This is a genomic window from Pseudomonas sp. WPR_5_2, from assembly GCF_003634475.1.
Classification (GTDB): Bacteria; Pseudomonadota; Gammaproteobacteria; order Pseudomonadales; family Pseudomonadaceae; genus Aquipseudomonas; species Aquipseudomonas izuensis.
In genome coordinates, this window is record NZ_RBLA01000001.1 from 1,789,384 (window position 1) to 1,805,251 (window position 15,868).

Annotated in this window: 10 protein-coding genes; 6 read left to right on the forward strand and 4 right to left on the reverse strand. The window is 60.0% G+C overall.

The features are described from left to right. Nucleotides 1–5: 5 nt before the first annotated feature. Nucleotides 6–1,256, reverse strand: coding sequence for a lipoprotein-releasing ABC transporter permease subunit (locus BJ917_RS07945; RefSeq protein ID WP_096512639.1), 1,251 nt, complete (start codon nucleotides 1,254–1,256; stop codon nucleotides 6–8). Between the two features lie 94 nt (nucleotides 1,257–1,350). Between BJ917_RS07945 and BJ917_RS07950 the strand changes: the two genes are divergently transcribed. Together BJ917_RS07950 and BJ917_RS07955 are read left to right on the forward strand one after the other, a co-directional pair. After that, a complete protein-coding gene (locus BJ917_RS07950; RefSeq protein WP_096512640.1) occupies nucleotides 1,351–1,932 on the forward strand; it encodes a PilZ domain-containing protein in 582 nt (193 codons plus the stop codon). A gap of 14 nt (nucleotides 1,933–1,946) precedes the next feature. Then, on the forward strand, nucleotides 1,947–2,669 hold the full coding sequence (locus BJ917_RS07955; protein WP_096512641.1) for a glycerophosphodiester phosphodiesterase: 723 nt from the start codon (nucleotides 1,947–1,949) through the stop codon (nucleotides 2,667–2,669). Nucleotides 2,670–2,711: 42 nt separating this feature from the next. Here BJ917_RS07955 and sthA read toward each other — a convergent pair whose 3' ends face one another. Beyond that, a complete protein-coding gene (sthA, locus tag BJ917_RS07960; protein ID WP_007972111.1) occupies nucleotides 2,712–4,106 on the reverse strand; it encodes a Si-specific NAD(P)(+) transhydrogenase in 1,395 nt (464 codons plus the stop codon). Nucleotides 4,107–4,313: 207 nt separating this feature from the next. Next, the gene (locus BJ917_RS07965) at nucleotides 4,314–5,339 is read right to left on the reverse strand and encodes an FAD:protein FMN transferase (protein ID WP_121102989.1); all 1,026 of its coding nucleotides are present in this window, start codon (nucleotides 5,337–5,339) and stop codon (nucleotides 4,314–4,316) included. A gap of 350 nt (nucleotides 5,340–5,689) precedes the next feature. Here BJ917_RS07965 and BJ917_RS07970 point away from each other — a divergent pair, with 350 nt between their 5' ends. Next, nucleotides 5,690–6,988 (forward strand): MFS transporter, encoded by a 1,299-nt coding sequence (locus tag BJ917_RS07970; protein ID WP_121102992.1) that lies wholly within the window; start codon nucleotides 5,690–5,692, stop codon nucleotides 6,986–6,988. Nucleotides 6,989–7,171: 183 nt separating this feature from the next. Here the strand turns inward: BJ917_RS07970 and BJ917_RS07975 are convergent, their stop codons facing one another. Further along, the gene (locus BJ917_RS07975) at nucleotides 7,172–8,635 is read right to left on the reverse strand and encodes a glyceraldehyde-3-phosphate dehydrogenase (RefSeq protein WP_096512644.1); all 1,464 of its coding nucleotides are present in this window, start codon (nucleotides 8,633–8,635) and stop codon (nucleotides 7,172–7,174) included. A 362-nt stretch (nucleotides 8,636–8,997) separates the two neighbouring features. Between BJ917_RS07975 and mfd the strand changes: the two genes are divergently transcribed. From mfd to BJ917_RS07990, 3 genes are read left to right on the forward strand one after another with little or no spacing between them, the layout of a single operon-like run. Further along, nucleotides 8,998–12,447, forward strand: coding sequence for a transcription-repair coupling factor (mfd, locus tag BJ917_RS07980; RefSeq protein ID WP_121102994.1), 3,450 nt, complete (start codon nucleotides 8,998–9,000; stop codon nucleotides 12,445–12,447). Between the two features lie 10 nt (nucleotides 12,448–12,457). Next, entirely contained in the window at nucleotides 12,458–13,024 is a 567-nt protein-coding gene (locus tag BJ917_RS07985; protein WP_121102996.1) for a CsiV family protein, read from the forward strand. 10 nt (nucleotides 13,025–13,034) lie between these two features. Next, nucleotides 13,035–15,728, forward strand: coding sequence for a DEAD/DEAH box helicase (locus BJ917_RS07990; RefSeq protein ID WP_121102998.1), 2,694 nt, complete (start codon nucleotides 13,035–13,037; stop codon nucleotides 15,726–15,728). The last annotated feature ends 140 nt before the right edge of the window (nucleotides 15,729–15,868 follow it).

The window sequence follows — 15,868 nt, forward strand, 5'->3', positions numbered from 1 at the left end:
CCGACTCACTCATAACGTAGCGCCTCCGCAGGCTGGGTGCGCGCGGCACGCCAGGCTGGATACAGGGTGGCGAGGAAACTCAGGACCAACGCCGCGGAGCAGACCATCCATACGTCCTGGCCCTGCACCTGCGACGGCAGGTAATCGATGAAATACACGTCGGCGTTGAGGAACTTGTGCCCGATCAGGCCTTCAAGCGCCGAGATCGCGGCACTGACATTCAGCGCGGCGAAGATCCCGACCACCGCGCCGATGGCCGTGCCGACCACGCCGATGACCGTGCCCTGCACCATGAACGTACGCATGATCGTGCCCGGTGTGGCGCCGAGGGTACGCAGGATCGCGATGTCGCCCTTCTTGTCGTTCACCACCATTACCAGCGTGGAAATGATGTTGAACGCGGCAACGGCGACGATCAGCAGCAACAACAGGCCGATCATGGCCTTTTCCATGCGGATCGCCTGGTACAGGTTGCCATGGGTGCGGGTCCAGTCACGGGCGTAGTAACGGTCTTCGCCCAGTTCCCGGGCGATGCTCCACGCCGTGCGCGGCGCCTGGAACAGATCGTCGAACTTCAGGCGAATGCCCTGGACCTGATCCGGCTTCCAGCGATGCAGCCGCGCCAGATCCTGAAGATTGGTGATGCCCAGGTAGCCGTCGATCTCGCCGGCGCCGACATGGAAAATGCCGACTACGGTGAAGCGCTTCATGCGCGGGAACATTCCGGCCGGGGTCACGGTGACTTCCGGCGCCACGAATGTCAGCTTGTCGCCGACCGCCGCGCCAAGCTTGGCCGCCGCCTTGTCGCCGATAACGATGCCGAACTCGCCGGTCTTGAGGTCATCGAGCCGGCCCTGCTGCATGAAGTTATCAATGATCGACACCTGGCGCTCCAGCGCCGGGTCGATGGCATTGAGCAGGACTTTGGAGACTTTGCCGTTATTGGTCAGCAAACCCTGCATCTGGGTGAAGGGCGCCACGGCCGTCACCTGCGGGTTCTGCTTGACCTTCGCGGCGAGGTCTTGCCAATCGCTGATCGGCTCGCCGGCCTCGATGGTCGCGTGGGGCACCATGCCCAGCACGCGGGTACGCATCTCATGATCGAAGCCATTCATGACCGACAGCACCACGATCATCACGACCACGCCAAGGGCGAGCCCGATCATCGACGTCAGGGAAATGAAGGACACAAAATGATTGCGACGCTTTGCACGGGTATAACGCGTGCCGATAAATACGAAGAGAGGTCTGAACATGTCGGGGCTTGTTCGGAGGGAAAAGGAACGTCCTTGTGGCGGGGGTCGATAACCAGCTTTACACTCAGACCACCGCCGCTACCATGGGTTCGCCATGTCGACATTAGATGAAGAAGATCGCCGCGAATACTACCGTATCGAGGACACGATCGCACTGGAAATTCGGCCCCTGTCCGCTCCCGAAGCCGCAGGCCAGGAAGTGTTGCAGGATGCTTCCCCACTCTTCAATGTGCTTAGCGAATTGCACCTGAGCGAATTCGAGTCGCAACACCTGTTGCGCCAGATCAGCGAGCGTGACCGCAACCTCTCCGCATTCCTGAAATCCCAGAACAAACGCATTGATTTACTCAGTCAGGTGATCGCACTCACCGTACTCGGGCAAATCGGCGAACCGCAGCCGGTCATCATTTCCGAAGGCGGCATCGACTTCCAGCACCCTGTCCCGATTGCCGCCGGTGCACGCCTGTCGGTCAAGCTTGTGCTCATGCCGCAAGCGCTGGGCCTGTTGCTGCGCGCTCGCGTCACCCATTGCGATCGCAAGGGCGATGGTTACGACGTCGGCACCGAGTTCGAGCATCTGACCGATGCCCAGCGGCAACTGCTGGCCCGCTACATCTTGCAGAAGCAGGCCCAGGAACGACGCCAGGCCCGCGAACTACTCGAATCAGGCAATTAATTTAAGGAAGAACCGTGACCCTTATCTACGGCCACCGCGGCGCCAAGGGCGAAGCACCGGAAAACACCCTGACCAGTTTTCAAGAATGTCTCAAGCACGGCGTTCGCCGTTGCGAACTGGACCTGCACCTGTCCAGAGATGGCGAACTGATGGTCATCCACGATCCGACACTCAAGCGCACCACTGACCGTCGCGGCAAGGTCGTCGAACACACGGCAGCCGAACTTGTGACGTATGACGCACGCAAGGGTGGTCCAGGCTGGATCAAACCCTGCCCGATTCCGACGCTGGAAGAACTGTTCGAGAAATGCGACTTCGATCACTGGCAGCTGGAAGTCAAAAGTGCATCACGGACGCGTGCCGCGACCACCGTGCTGGCGATTCGTGAAATGGTCCAGCGTCATGGCCTGATGGACAAGGTGACCATTACCTCGAGCTCCCGCGAAGTGCTCAAAGCCGCGCTGGAATTGGTGCCGGACGTATCCCGCGGGCTGGTGGCCGAGTACGCCTGGCTCGACCCATTGAAGGTCGCGGCCAGCTATGGCTGTGAAATTCTGGCGCTGAACTGGACCCTGTGCACGCCGGAACGCCTGCAAAGGGCGCAGCGTCAAGGGCTGCATGTGTCGGTGTGGACCGTCAACGAGCCCGCGCTGATGCGCAGACTCGCCGACTTCGGCGTTGACAGCCTGATTACAGACTTTCCCGGTTTGGCCACTGCCACGCTCGAGAATTGCTGAAATCGGTCTCCCCGGCCGGCTCAGGCCACCGGCCGGAGCCGCTCAAAAAAGCCGGTTGAGGCCGTCGTACGCCGCTACCCGATAGGCTTCTGCCATGGTCGGGTAGTTGAACGTGGTGTTGACGAAGTACTTCAGGGTGTTCTGTTCACCCGGCTGGTTCATGATCGCCTGGCCGATGTGCACGATCTCCGACGCCTGATAGCCGAAGCAATGCACGCCCAGCACCTCCAGGGTTTCGCGGTGGAACAGGATCTTCAGCATGCCTTGCGGCTCGCCGGCGATCTGCGCACGCGCCATGCTCTTGAAGAACGCCTTGCCCACTTCGTACGGCACCTTCGCCTGGGTCAGCTCTTGCTCGTTCTTGCCGATCGAGCTGATCTCCGGAATGGTGTAGATGCCGGTCGGCACGTCATTGACGAAACGCCAGCTACCGTTGTCGACGATGCTGCCAGCAGCCGAACGCCCCTGGTCGTGGGCGGCACTGGCCAGGCTCGGCCAGCCGATCACGTCACCGGCACCGTAGATGTTCGGCACGCAGGTGCGGTAGGCCTCGTCGACTTCGATCTGGCCACGGCTGTTGACCTTCACGCCGATGTTTTCCAGACCCAACTGGTCGGTGTTGCCGGTCCGGCCATTGCACCAGAGCAAGGCGTCGGCCTTGATCTTCTTGCCGGACTTGAGGTGCAGGATCACGCCATTGTCCACGCCTTCGACGCGGTCGTATTCTTCGTTATGGCGAACCGTGATGTTGTTGTTGCTGAAGTGGTAGCTCAGGGCCTGGGAAATTTCCGAGTCGAGGAAACTCAGCAACTGGCCACGGTTGTCCACCAGTTCCACCAGCACACCCAGGCCACTGAAGATCGATGCGTATTCGCAACCGATCACGCCGGCGCCGTAAACGATGAGTTTGCGCGGAGTGTGACCGAGGCTGAGGATGGTGTCGCTATCGTAGATACGCGGGTGATGGAAATCGATGTCGGCCGGACGATACGGACGCGAGCCGGTCGCGATGATGATGTGCTTGGCCACCAGTTTTTCGACCACGCCATTGGCGCAAACCACTTCGATGGTTTGCTCGTCGGCGAAGCTGCCGGTGCCGAAAAATACGTCGACGCGGTTGCGGGCGTAGTAACCGGTACGCGAAGCAACTTGTTTGGAGATGACTTTTTCAGCGCTTTTCAGCACGTCCGGAAACGAAAACCAGCGCGGCTCACCAATGGCCCGGAACATCGGGTTGGTGTTGAACTGCATGATCTGCCGGACCGAGTGACGCAGTGCCTTGGACGGGATGGTACCCAGGTGGGTGCAGTTGCCGCCGACCTGACGACGACTATCGACCATCGCCACCTTGCGCCCTGCCTTGGCGGCGTTCATTGCCGCGCCTTCTCCCGCCGGGCCGGAACCCAACACCACCACGTCGTAGTTGTAGACAGCCATGCGTACTCCTCAGAACAGGCCGCGGCGCCATCGGCACCTGCGGCTAAATCACGCCGATCTGTGGCGTGAAGGAACAATTTGGGGCCAGTGCAGAACCCGGACACAGTCTATAGAAGCGTCAACGCCGCGCACATTAACCCTTGGTCGCGTCGTAGGCTACTTTTGCCTGCACTACAACGCCAGTTTTCAATGCTTGAACCGCCGCCATCACTCGGTTTTTTCGCCACTGAGGCGTGCAAAAGCGTGACTGGTGCGTGTGACGAAACCTGTATCGGCACGAATCACAAAAAATGCGCCTATATCGTGTTTTTCTGCGTAGTCCCATCCGCGCTCCGGGCCGAGAATCAGCAACAGCGTCGACAGGCCATCGGCCATCAACGCTGAAGGATGAATCACCGTGACGGACGCCAGTGCGTGCACGACCGGCGCACCGGTACGGGCATCGAAGGTATGGGAATAACGCTGCCCACCCTGCTCGAAAAAATTTCGGTAGTCGCCGGATGTGGACAGGCCGTAACCGTCGACGGCAATGATGCGCTCGGCCACTTGCTGGTCGTCGCGAGGTTCTTCCAGGGCAATGCGCCACGGCGAGCCATCGGGTTTCTTGCCGGCCGCCTTGAGCTCGCCAGTGGCTTCGGCGAGGTAGTTTCCAATGCCCAGTGCTTCAAGCCTTGCAGCGATCCTGTCGACCGCGTAGCCGGCGGCGATGCTGTTGAAATCGACTTCGACGGCGGCGTCCTTGCACAGCTGATCGCCATCTATGCGCAAATGCGCGTGGCCCACCCGCTGGCGCACTTGTGCAAGCGCTTCGGCGGCCGGGACTTTTTCTTCGCGAGCCTGGGGGCCAAAGCCCCAGAGATCGAGCAGCGGTTCCACCGTCAAATCGTAGGAACCTTCACTTTGCTCTGACAGCTGCTCACCGACGCGGACCAATTCGAGGATCGGCGCGGGCATGTTCTGACAACGGTTGGCGGGTAATTGGTTGAAGCGTGCGATATCGGAGTCGCTACGGTAGGTGGACATCTGCTGGTCGACTTCAGCCAGGATTTTTTCGACTTCGACCTGGACCTGCGCAGGAGCGGGAAGACCGGCGTGACGCACGTATTTGACTGAATAGGTGCTGCCCATGGTCGGGCCGCCGAAGGTTTCCAGGGAGTCGCCGTTGTCGCAGGCGGATAACGCGACAATCAAAATCACCAGACCATAAAGCCGCCATTTCAACAAATCTTGCATCCCCACGCCCCCTCTCCTGGCCCAACGCCAAGACCAGCCATTATGCGATAGAACATTGTGGGAGCGAGCCTGCTCGCGAAAGCGGAGTGCCAGTCAACATAAATGCCAGCTGATCTATCGTCTTCGCGAGCAGGCTCGCTCCCACAGGTTTCTCATTCGCTTGAGAAAGCATTTCACGTCAGTGAAATGGCAAAAACATATAAACAGCAAGCTAACTAGTTGTTGCCTATCTATCTCTCCACACATATTGTTACAAACTGTTGCCAAGGATACCTGACGTCCCGAGCGACAGAGAGGGACGCGTCTAAATCAAGGATTCCGACAAGACAGCTAAAAGCGAGTACGTTCAAATGTCCTCCAATACGGGCAAAGGCAAAGCGATTTTTCGCGTTGTCAGCGGTAACTTTCTCGAAATGTTCGACTTCATGGTCTACGGCTTCTACGCCACAGCCATCGCCAAGACCTTCTTCCCCGCCGACAGTGCTTTCGCTTCCTTGATGTTGTCGCTGGCCACCTTCGGTGCCGGCTTCCTGATGCGCCCGCTGGGGGCGATTTTTCTTGGGGCCTACATTGACCGCCATGGCCGCCGCCAAGGGCTGATCATCACCCTGGCCTTGATGGCTGCCGGTACGGTGCTGATTGCCTGTGTGCCCGGCTACGCCACCCTCGGCGTTGCCGCTCCACTGATCGTGCTATTCGGTCGCCTGCTGCAAGGCTTCTCGGCGGGTGTGGAACTGGGAGGGGTCTCGGTGTACCTGGCCGAGATTTCCACGCCGGGCCGCAAGGGTTTCTTCGTCAGTTGGCAGTCCGCCAGCCAGCAGGCAGCCGTGGTGTTCGCCGGGTTGCTGGGCGTGGGCCTGAACCATTGGCTGAGTCCGGAGCAAATAGGTGAATGGGGCTGGCGCGTGCCGTTTCTGATCGGCTGCATGATCGTGCCGGTGATCTTCGTGATTCGCCGCTCCCTGGAAGAAACGCCTGAATTCAAGGCACGCAAACATCGCCCTACCCTGCGAGATATCGTTCGATCGATCAGCCAGAACTTCGGCATCGTCATCGCCGGCATGGCATTGGTCGTGATGACCACGGTGTCGTTCTACCTGATCACTGCCTACACCCCGACCTTCGGTAAAGCGGAACTGCATTTGTCGGATATGGATGCGTTGCTGGTAACGGTGTGTATCGGTCTGTCGAATTTCTTCTGGCTGCCGGTGATGGGTTCGGTGTCCGACAGAATCGGGCGCAAACCCCTGCTGCTGGCGGCGACCATCCTGGCGATCCTCACGGCGTATCCGGCGCTATCGTGGCTAGTGGCGAACCCGAGCTTCAGCCATCTGCTAATCGTCGAGTTGTGGCTGTCGTTCCTTTACGGCTCGTATAACGGCGCCATGGTCGTGGCCCTGACCGAAATCATGCCAGTGGAAGTGCGTACGACCGGTTTCTCTCTGGCTTACAGCCTGGCGACGGCGACCTTTGGCGGTTTCACACCGGCGGCCTGTACCTATCTGATCCATGTGCTGGACAACAAAGCGGCACCGGGGATCTGGCTGAGTGCGGCGGCGGTGTTGGGGCTGATTGCGACACTGGTATTGTTCCGTGGCAACAAGCATGAGCTGCGGACGGCGAAGGCCGCGGTAGCAGGCGGCGCCTGATAAATCGCCATCGCGGGCAAGTCGGGTCGCCGCATCGCACGCTCCCACAAGGGCAGCGCAATACCTGTGGGAGCAAGGCTTGCCCGCGAAGAGGCCGGTCCAGGCAACACACCTGCATTTGACACACCGCACAAACAAAAACGCCCCGACCAAAGTCGGGGCGTTTTCATGTGCAGCTAAGGCTTAGCGCGGGAATGCTGGCGGGTTTACACCGGCCATGTCTTCCATCACGCGAACCACCTGGCAGCTGTAACCGAACTCGTTGTCGTACCAGACGTACAGAACAACGCGGTTATCCTGGGTGATGGTCGCTTCAGCATCCACGACGCCAGCGTGGCGCGAGCCAACGAAGTCGGTGGAAACCACTTCCTGGGAGCTGACGTAGTCGATCTGCTTGTGCAGATCCGAGTGCATGGCCATCTGGCGCAGGTACTCGTTGATCTCTTCGCGAGTGGTGGCCTTTTCCAGGTTCAGGTTCAGGATAGCCATCGACACGTTCGGCGTAGGAACGCGAATCGCGTTGCCGGTCAGCTTGCCCTTGAGCACTGGCAGCGCCTTGGCGGCTGCGGTGGCGGCACCGGTCTCGGTGATCACCATGTTCAGTGGAGCGGCGCGACCACGACGGCTGCCCTTGTGGAAGTTGTCGATCAGGTTCTGGTCGTTGGTGAACGAGTGAACGGTTTCGACGTGGCCGTTGACGATGCCGAATTTATCATTGACAGCCTTGAGCACCGGCACGATGGCGTTGGTGGTGCAGGAAGCGGCCGAGATGATCTTGTCGTCAGGGGTGATGTCGCCGTGGTTGATGCCGTGAACGATGTTCTTCAGCGCGCCCTTGCCAGGTGCGGTGAGGATCACGCGAGCAGCGCCCGGGCAGGCCAGGTGCTGGCCCAGGCCGTCAGCGTCACGCCATACACCGGTGTTGTCGACGATCAGGGCGTTTTCGATGCCGTACTGGGTGTAGTCGACTTCGCTCGGGCTCTTGGCGTAGATCACCTGGATCAGGTTGCCGTTGGCGCTGATGGTGTTGTTGGCCTCATCGATGGTGATGGTGCCATCGAACGGACCATGGACCGAATCACGGCGCAGCAGGCTGGCACGCTTGACCAGATCGTTCTCGGCGCCCTTGCGGACGACGATGGCGCGCAGACGCAGGCCGTCGCCACCACCGGTTTTCTCGATCAGGATGCGCGCCAGCAGACGGCCGATGCGACCGAAGCCGTACAGGACAACGTCAGTGCCTTTGCGGGCGGAAGCGTTTTGCTGGCCAACCACGTCGGCCATTTCTTCACGGACGAACTGCTCGGCAGTACGGCCATTGCCTTCGGCCTTGAATTTGGCCGCCAGCTTGCCCAGGTCTACCGAGGCGGCGCCGAGCTTGAGCTCGCTCATCGCCTTGAGCAGCGGGAACGTTTCGTGGACGGAGAGTTCGGTTTCGTCGGTCTGGCGATGACGGGCAAAGCGGTGCGCTTTGAGGATCGAAATCACCGAGCGGTTGATCAGGCTGCGGCCATAGATCGAGCTCACCACGTTGTTATTGCGGTAGAGCTGACCGATAAGCGGAATCATCGCTTCTGCGAGTGCTTCACGGTCGATCCATTCACCAAGACACTGGTCGGGCTTCTGAGTCACGGGAACCTTCCACATGTAGGGGCAGAAAAAAGGGGCTACATTATGCCGCTCCGTGCCTCACGTAGCAATGCGCGCTTGTCGCACTGCCCGTAACAAAATCCTGTTCAAAAAAATTACGCTTCGCTGAAGCCCAATGAAACCGGGGCTTCCAGCATCGTCAATTTTTTGGGGCAAGCGCGGCGTTATCCGTAACCATCCGTAACACCCTCTCGCTTTGCCACTACATATTCGCTAATTTCCGTTAAAAAACGGCCCGATTTTGTCATTACCACTACATTTCGCCTCACCCGCGTATTAGACACATCTGCAACTGACAGCCGGCACCCTGGACCGCTACAATTACCGACTTTGTCGCAACGCTTGGAGCTCGACCTTCCGTGCCCGTTCTGCGTCTACCGCATCTCCCTGCCGCGGCAGGTAAACAGCATTGGGGCAACCTGCCCGGTGCTTCCCTGAGCCTGGCCATCGCCGAGGCCGCCAGCGCTGCCAAGCGCTTTACCCTGCTGCTGACCGCCGACAGCCAAAGTGCCGAACGGCTGGAACAGGAGCTGAGTTTTTTCGCCCCGGATTTGCCTGTGCTGCATTTCCCGGACTGGGAAACCCTGCCCTACGATCTGTTTTCGCCGCACCAGGACATTATTTCCCAGCGCATCTCGGCACTTTATAGATTGCCGGAGCTGAGTCACGGGGTGCTGGTGGTGCCGATCACCACCGCCCTGCACCGCCTGGCACCGACCAAATTCCTGCTCGGCAGCAGCCTGGTGCTGGATGTCGGCCAGAAGCTCGACGTCGAGCAGATGCGCACCCGGCTCGAGGCCACCGGTTATCGCTATGTCGATACCGTCTACGAGCATGGCGAATTCACCGTGCGCGGCTCGCTGATCGATCTGTTTCCGATGGGCAGCAAGTTGCCTTATCGCATCGACCTGTTCGATGACGAAATCGAAACCCTGCGCACCTTTGACCCGGAAAACCAGCGTTCCATCGACAAGGTCGACTCGGTCAAGCTGTTGCCCGCGAAAGAATTCCCGCTGCAAAAAGAAGCCGTGACCCGCTTCAAGGCACGGTTTCGCGAGCGCTTCGATGTCGACTTCCGTCGCTGCCCGATCTTCCAGGACTTGAGCAGCGGAATTACCCCGGCCGGTATCGAGTACTACCTGCCGCTGTTCTTCGAGGAAACTTCGACGCTGTTCGATTACCTGCCCCAAGACACGCAAGTGTTCTCGCTGCCGGGCATCGAGCAGGCCGCGGAAAACTTCTGGAACGATGTGCGCAATCGCTATGAAGAGCGCCGCGTCGATCCAGCCCGCCCCTTATTACCGCCCGCCGAGCTGTTCCTTCCGGTGGAAGACTGCTTCGCACGCCTGAAAAACTGGCCGCGAGTGGTGGCCAGCCAACAGGACGTCGAAACCGGTGCCGGCCGTGAGCGGTTCCCCGCGCGGGAACTGCCGAACCTGGCCATCGAAGCCAAAGCCACCCAGCCATTGGCGGCGCTCTCGGGCTTCCTCGACGAATTCCCCGGACGCGTGTTGTTTACCGCCGAATCCGCGGGCCGTCGCGAAGTGCTGCTGGAACTGCTGGAACGCCTGAAACTGCGGCCGAAGACCGTCGACAGTTGGCCAGACTTTGTGGCCGGCAAGGAACGCCTGGCAATCACCATCGCGCCATTGGATGAAGGCCTGCTGCTGGACGATCCGGCCCTGGCACTGGTTGCCGAAAGCCCGTTGTTCGGCCAGCGCGTCATGCAGCGCCGTCGTCGCGAAAAACGCGCCGACGCCAACAACGATGCCGTCATCAAGAACCTCACCGAGCTGCGCGAAGGCGCGCCGGTGGTGCATATCGATCACGGTGTCGGCCGCTACCTGGGCCTGGCGACGCTGGAAATCGATAGCCAGACTGCTGAATTCCTCGCACTGGAATACGCCGAGGGTGCCAAGCTCTACGTGCCGGTGGCCAACCTGCATTTGATCGCCCGCTACACCGGCAGTGACGATGCACTGGCCCCGCTGCACCGCCTCGGCTCCGAGACCTGGCAGAAAGCCAAGCGCAAGGCGGCCGAACAGGTGCGCGACGTCGCGGCGGAGCTGCTCGACATCTATGCCCGTCGCGCTGCCCGCGAAGGCTACGCCTTTGCCGATCCGAAAGCCGATTACGCCACGTTCAGCGCCGGTTTCCCGTTCGAAGAAACCCCCGACCAGCAGACCACCATCGAAGCCGTGCGCGAAGACATGCTCGCGCCCAAGCCAATGGATCGCCTGGTGTGCGGCGACGTCGGTTTCGGCAAGACCGAAGTGGCCATGCGTGCCGCATTCATCGCCGTGCACGGCGGTCGTCAGGTGGCCATTTTGGTGCCGACCACCCTGCTCGCCCAGCAACACTACAACAGCTTTCGCGACCGCTTTGCCGACTGGCCGGTGACTGTGGAAGTGATGAGCCGCTTCAAGTCGGCCAAGGAAGTGAACGCGGCGGTCGCGGATCTGGCCGAAGGCAAGATCGACATCGTCATCGGCACGCACAAGCTGCTGCAGGACGACGTGAAAATCAAAAACCTGGGCCTGGTGATCATCGACGAAGAGCACCGGTTCGGTGTGCGCCAGAAAGAACAGCTCAAGGCCCTGCGCAGCGAAGTCGACATCCTTACCCTGACCGCCACGCCGATTCCGCGCACGCTGAACATGGCGGTGTCGGGCATGCGCGACCTGTCGATCATTGCTACGCCACCGGCCCGACGCCTGTCCGTGCGGACCTTCGTCATGGAACAGAACAAGAGCACGGTCAAGGAAGCCCTGCTCCGTGAACTGTTGCGTGGCGGTCAGGTTTACTACCTGCACAACGACGTGAAAACCATCGAGAAATGCGCCGCCGACCTCGCCGAACTGGTGCCGGAAGCGCGGATCGGCATCGGCCACGGGCAGATGCGCGAACGCGAACTCGAACAGGTGATGAGCGACTTCTACCACAAGCGTTTCAACGTGCTGATCGCCTCGACCATCATCGAGACCGGCATTGACGTGCCGAGCGCCAACACCATCATCATCGAGCGTGCCGACAAGTTCGGCCTGGCGCAGCTGCACCAGTTGCGCGGCCGGGTCGGGCGCAGTCACCACCAGGCTTACGCCTACCTGCTGACGCCGCCGCGCCAGCAAATCACCCCGGACGCCGAAAAGCGCCTGGAAGCGATCGCCAATACCCAGGACCTCGGCGCAGGCTTCGTGCTCGCCACCAACGACCTGGAAATCCGTGGCGCCGGCGAACTGCTCGGCGATGGGCAGAGCGGGCAGATCCAGGCCGTCGGTTTCACGCTGTACATGGAAATGCTCGAGCGCGCCGTGAAATCGATCCGCAAGGGCGAACAGCCGAACCTCGATCAACCGCTGGGCGGCGGTCCGGAAGTCAACTTGCGTGTACCGGCGTTGATTCCCGAGGACTATCTGCCGGACGTCCACGCACGCCTGATTCTGTACAAGCGCATCGCCTCGGCCACGGACGAGGAAGGCCTCAAGGATCTGCAAGTGGAAATGATCGATCGTTTCGGCCTGCTACCCGAGCCGACCAAGAACCTGATGCGTATCACCGCCCTGAAATTGCAGGCCGAATTGCTGGGCATCAAGAAAGTCGACGGCGGCCCGCAAGGTGGCCGGGTCGAGTTCGCGACGCAAACTCCGGTCGACCCGCTGACCCTGATCAAACTGATCCAGAGCCAGCCCAAACGCTACAAATTCGAAGGCGCCACGATGTTCAAGTTCATGGTCCCGATGGAGCGCCCGGAAGAGCGCTTTAATACTGTAGAGGCGCTATTCGAGCGCCTCATCCCGAAAACTGCTTGAAGGACGCCGCATGCGCCTGTTTCGCTCACTGACCTTGTTGATAACGCTGGTCGCACCTTCGGTGTTTGCCGATGATCTGTATCAGATTGAAATGATTCTGGTGCGGCAGAATGCCGTGCCGGCGATTGTCACCCGTGCCGCACCGGAAGACTGGGACGCCGGCGCCCAACGCATCAACCCCGACAGCCTGCGCTCGCCGAGCCTCAACGGCGAGGTGGAAAAACTCACTGCCAGCAATCAATACGAGGTGTTGCTGCACAAGACCTGGCAACAGACCCTTGGCGAGGAAGCCACCAAAGTCGCGATCAGCGACGGCAAGGAACAGTTCGGGCAGTTCCCGATCGAGGGCACGCTGAACATGAAACTGGGGCGTTTCACCGACGTCGACGCCGACTTCTGGGTCAACCAGATCAACTCCGATGGCCTGGTCACTGCCAGTGAACGCCTGAAGACAGAAAGCCATACCAAAAACGGGCAGTTGAACTTCCTCGATGCCGGTCATCTCGGCCTGCTGATCAAGATCACCTCGCTGACAGCCCCCGCGCCTCGGCCAGTCCCCGAAGAAATTCCGGACTGATTGATCCCCTATGTCCGCGACCCTGAGCAAACCCCTGGCACCTTCCTGGGTCAGCCGATTCAAGGAACAGAGCCTGGAGCGTGGCCGCCGCTACGCGCTGGAGAACCGCGTCAGGATCGTCGAGGCCGGCGATGCAACGATCATAGCGGCGTGCGAAGGTTCTGGCGGTAACGTTTACCGTCAGACCATTCGCTTGCGAGAGTCAGCCAAAGGCACTTTGCTGATGATCGACGCCACATGCTCCTGCCCGGTCCACAGCAACTGCAAACACTGCGCAGCGGTACTGCTGCAGGTGCAGGAAACCCTCGACTACCCCGCAGCCGCCAAAGACGCCGAGTTGCTTGAGAAACTCCAGGCCGTGCTGGAAAACCGTAGCCCTAAAGCCTTGCCGCAATTGCTGGTGGACAATGTCCAACCGGTTCCGCGCCTGTGGCTGGCGAGCATCGAGTTCAGCGCCTTCGAACCGCGCAATGGCCGGATGCAACGCTACATCCAGCACCGCGCCGCCCTGTCCTTCAGTTATCTGGATGAATACGTTTCCGGGCAGAAAAATACCGACATCCTGATTCGCCAGGAAACACAGACACTGCGGATAAAACGCCATCCGGAAGTGGAACAGTCCTACCGGGAACAGCTACGGATTCTCGGCTTCAAAGTCGCCACCCGGCAAAGCAAGGCCTTGCCGGAAAGCGCCGGCGAGCTGTTCGAGATGGTCAACGACAGCGCCTGGCTGACCTTCACCCTCAATGAACTGCCGAAGCTGCGTACCCAGGGCTGGGAGTTGCAGATCAACGAAGATTTCGGCTTCGACCTGACCGCGGTGGACGACTGGTACGCTACGGTCGAACAGGCACCGGAGCGTGACTGGTTTGACCTGGAACTGGGGATCATCGTCAACGGCGAACGGCTGAGCCTGCTGCCGATCCTGCTGAACCTGATGCGCTCGCACACCGAAATCCTCAACCCCGAACGCCTGGCCCGACGTCGCGACGACGAACTGATCCTGGTGAATATCCCCCATCGACCGAACTCCGAACACGGCCCCTTGCAAGTCGCCCTGCCCTTCGGCCGCTTGAAGCCCGTGCTAGCGACCCTCGGCGAGTTCTACCTGCAAGAGCCCGGTGAAACCACATTACGCTTGAGCAAGGCCGACGCCACACGCCTGAACCCGCTGGATGACCTGCCTCTCCTCTGGGAAGGTGGTGAGCAGATACGCACCTTTGCCCAGCGCCTGCGCGACATCAAGGACTACACCGCCAGCGTGCCGGAAGGCTTGAACGCAACACTGCGCCCCTATCAGCTGGAAGGCTTGAGCTGGATGCAGTCGCTGAGGCAACTGGAGGTGGGCGGGATTCTCGCGGACGACATGGGCCTGGGTAAAACCCTGCAAACCCTCGCGCATGTTCTCAGTGAGAAAAACGCCGGACGTCTTGATCGTCCCTGCATGGTGGTGATGCCGACCAGCCTGATTCCCAACTGGCTCGACGAAGCAGCCCACTTCACACCGCAGCTCAAAGTACTGGCACTCTACGGCGCCAGTCGCAGGAAGCATTTCGAAAACCTGACTGATTACGATTTGATCCTGACCACCTACGCGCTGCTGCCCAAGGATGTCGACCGCCTGGCCGCACAGCCGCTGCACGTACTGGTACTGGATGAAGCGCAATACATCAAGAATCCGAACAGCAAGGCTGCCCAGGCCGCCCGCGAGCTGAACGCCCGACAGCGTTTGTGCCTGAGTGGCACGCCACTGGAAAACCACTTGGGCGAGTTGTGGTCACTGTTCCACTTCCTCTTGCCAGGCTGGCTCGGCGACGTGAAAAGCTTCAACCGCGATTACCGAGTACCGATTGAAAAGCGCACCAGCGAAGTAAGACTTCAGCACCTCAACGGTCGGATAAAACCCTTCCTGTTGCGCCGGACCAAGGAACAGGTGGCCACCGAGCTGCCACCAAAAACCGAAATCATTCATTGGGTCGAACTCAACGAGGCGCAGCGTGATGTGTACGAAACCATGCGCCTGGCCATGGACAAGAAAGTCCGCGACGAGATCACCCGCAAGGGCGTGGCCCGCAGCCAGATCATCATCCTTGAGGCGCTGCTGAAACTGCGTCAGGTGTGCTGCGATTTGCGCCTGGTCAACGATGCCGCCCTGCCGGCTCGCGGCAGCACTTCGGGCAAGCTCGATAGCCTGATGGAAATGCTCGAAGAGTTGTTCGAAGAAGGCCGGCGGATTTTGCTGTTCTCGCAATTCACTTCAATGCTGTCATTGATTGAAGATGAACTGAACAAACGTGGCGTGGCTTACGCGCTCCTGACCGGACAAACCCGCGACCGGCGCACGCCTGTGAAGGACTTCCAGAGCGGCAAACACCAGATTTTTCTGATCAGCCTGAAGGCAGGTGGCGTTGGCTTGAACCTGACGGAAGCAGACACCGTGATTCACTACGATCCTTGGTGGAACCCGGCAACGGAAAATCAGGCAACCGACCGCGCCTATCGCATCGGCCAGGAAAAACCGGTGTTCGTCTACAAGCTGATTGCACGCGGCACGGTGGAGGAGAAAATCCAGCATCTGCAGAAAGAAAAATCCGACCTCGCGGCCGGCGTGCTGGATGGGCGTCAGGCCGGGGACTGGAAACTGCAGAGCGATGACATCGAGGCGTTGTTTGCGCCGTTCCCGGACAAGCTCGAGAAACGTTGAGAATAGCGATGCCAGAGAGATCGCCATCGCGGACAAGCCTTGCTCCCACAGGTTTTGAGTCGATCACTCAGTATGTGATCAACATTAAGCCTGTAGGAGCAAGGCCTGCCCGCGATGGGGTCAACCAGATCTAAAGCCTG

Bases quoted from the DNA above. Each gene is read 5' to 3' on its own strand.
- BJ917_RS07950 (WP_096512640.1), top strand. From the start codon at position 1,351: ATGTCGACATTAGATGAAGAAGATCGCCGCGAATACTACCGTATCGAG.
- BJ917_RS07945 (WP_096512639.1), bottom strand. From the start codon at position 1,256: ATGTTCAGACCTCTCTTCGTATTTATCGGCACGCGTTATACCCGTGCA.
- BJ917_RS07965 (WP_121102989.1), bottom strand. From the start codon at position 5,339: ATGCAAGATTTGTTGAAATGGCGGCTTTATGGTCTGGTGATTTTGATT.
- BJ917_RS07990 (WP_121102998.1), top strand. From the start codon at position 13,035: ATGTCCGCGACCCTGAGCAAACCCCTGGCACCTTCCTGGGTCAGCCGA.
- BJ917_RS07975 (WP_096512644.1), bottom strand. From the start codon at position 8,635: ATGTGGAAGGTTCCCGTGACTCAGAAGCCCGACCAGTGTCTTGGTGAA.
- BJ917_RS07970 (WP_121102992.1), top strand. From the start codon at position 5,690: ATGTCCTCCAATACGGGCAAAGGCAAAGCGATTTTTCGCGTTGTCAGC.
- BJ917_RS07985 (WP_121102996.1), top strand. From the start codon at position 12,458: ATGCGCCTGTTTCGCTCACTGACCTTGTTGATAACGCTGGTCGCACCT.
- sthA (WP_007972111.1), bottom strand. From the start codon at position 4,106: ATGGCTGTCTACAACTACGACGTGGTGGTGTTGGGTTCCGGCCCGGCG.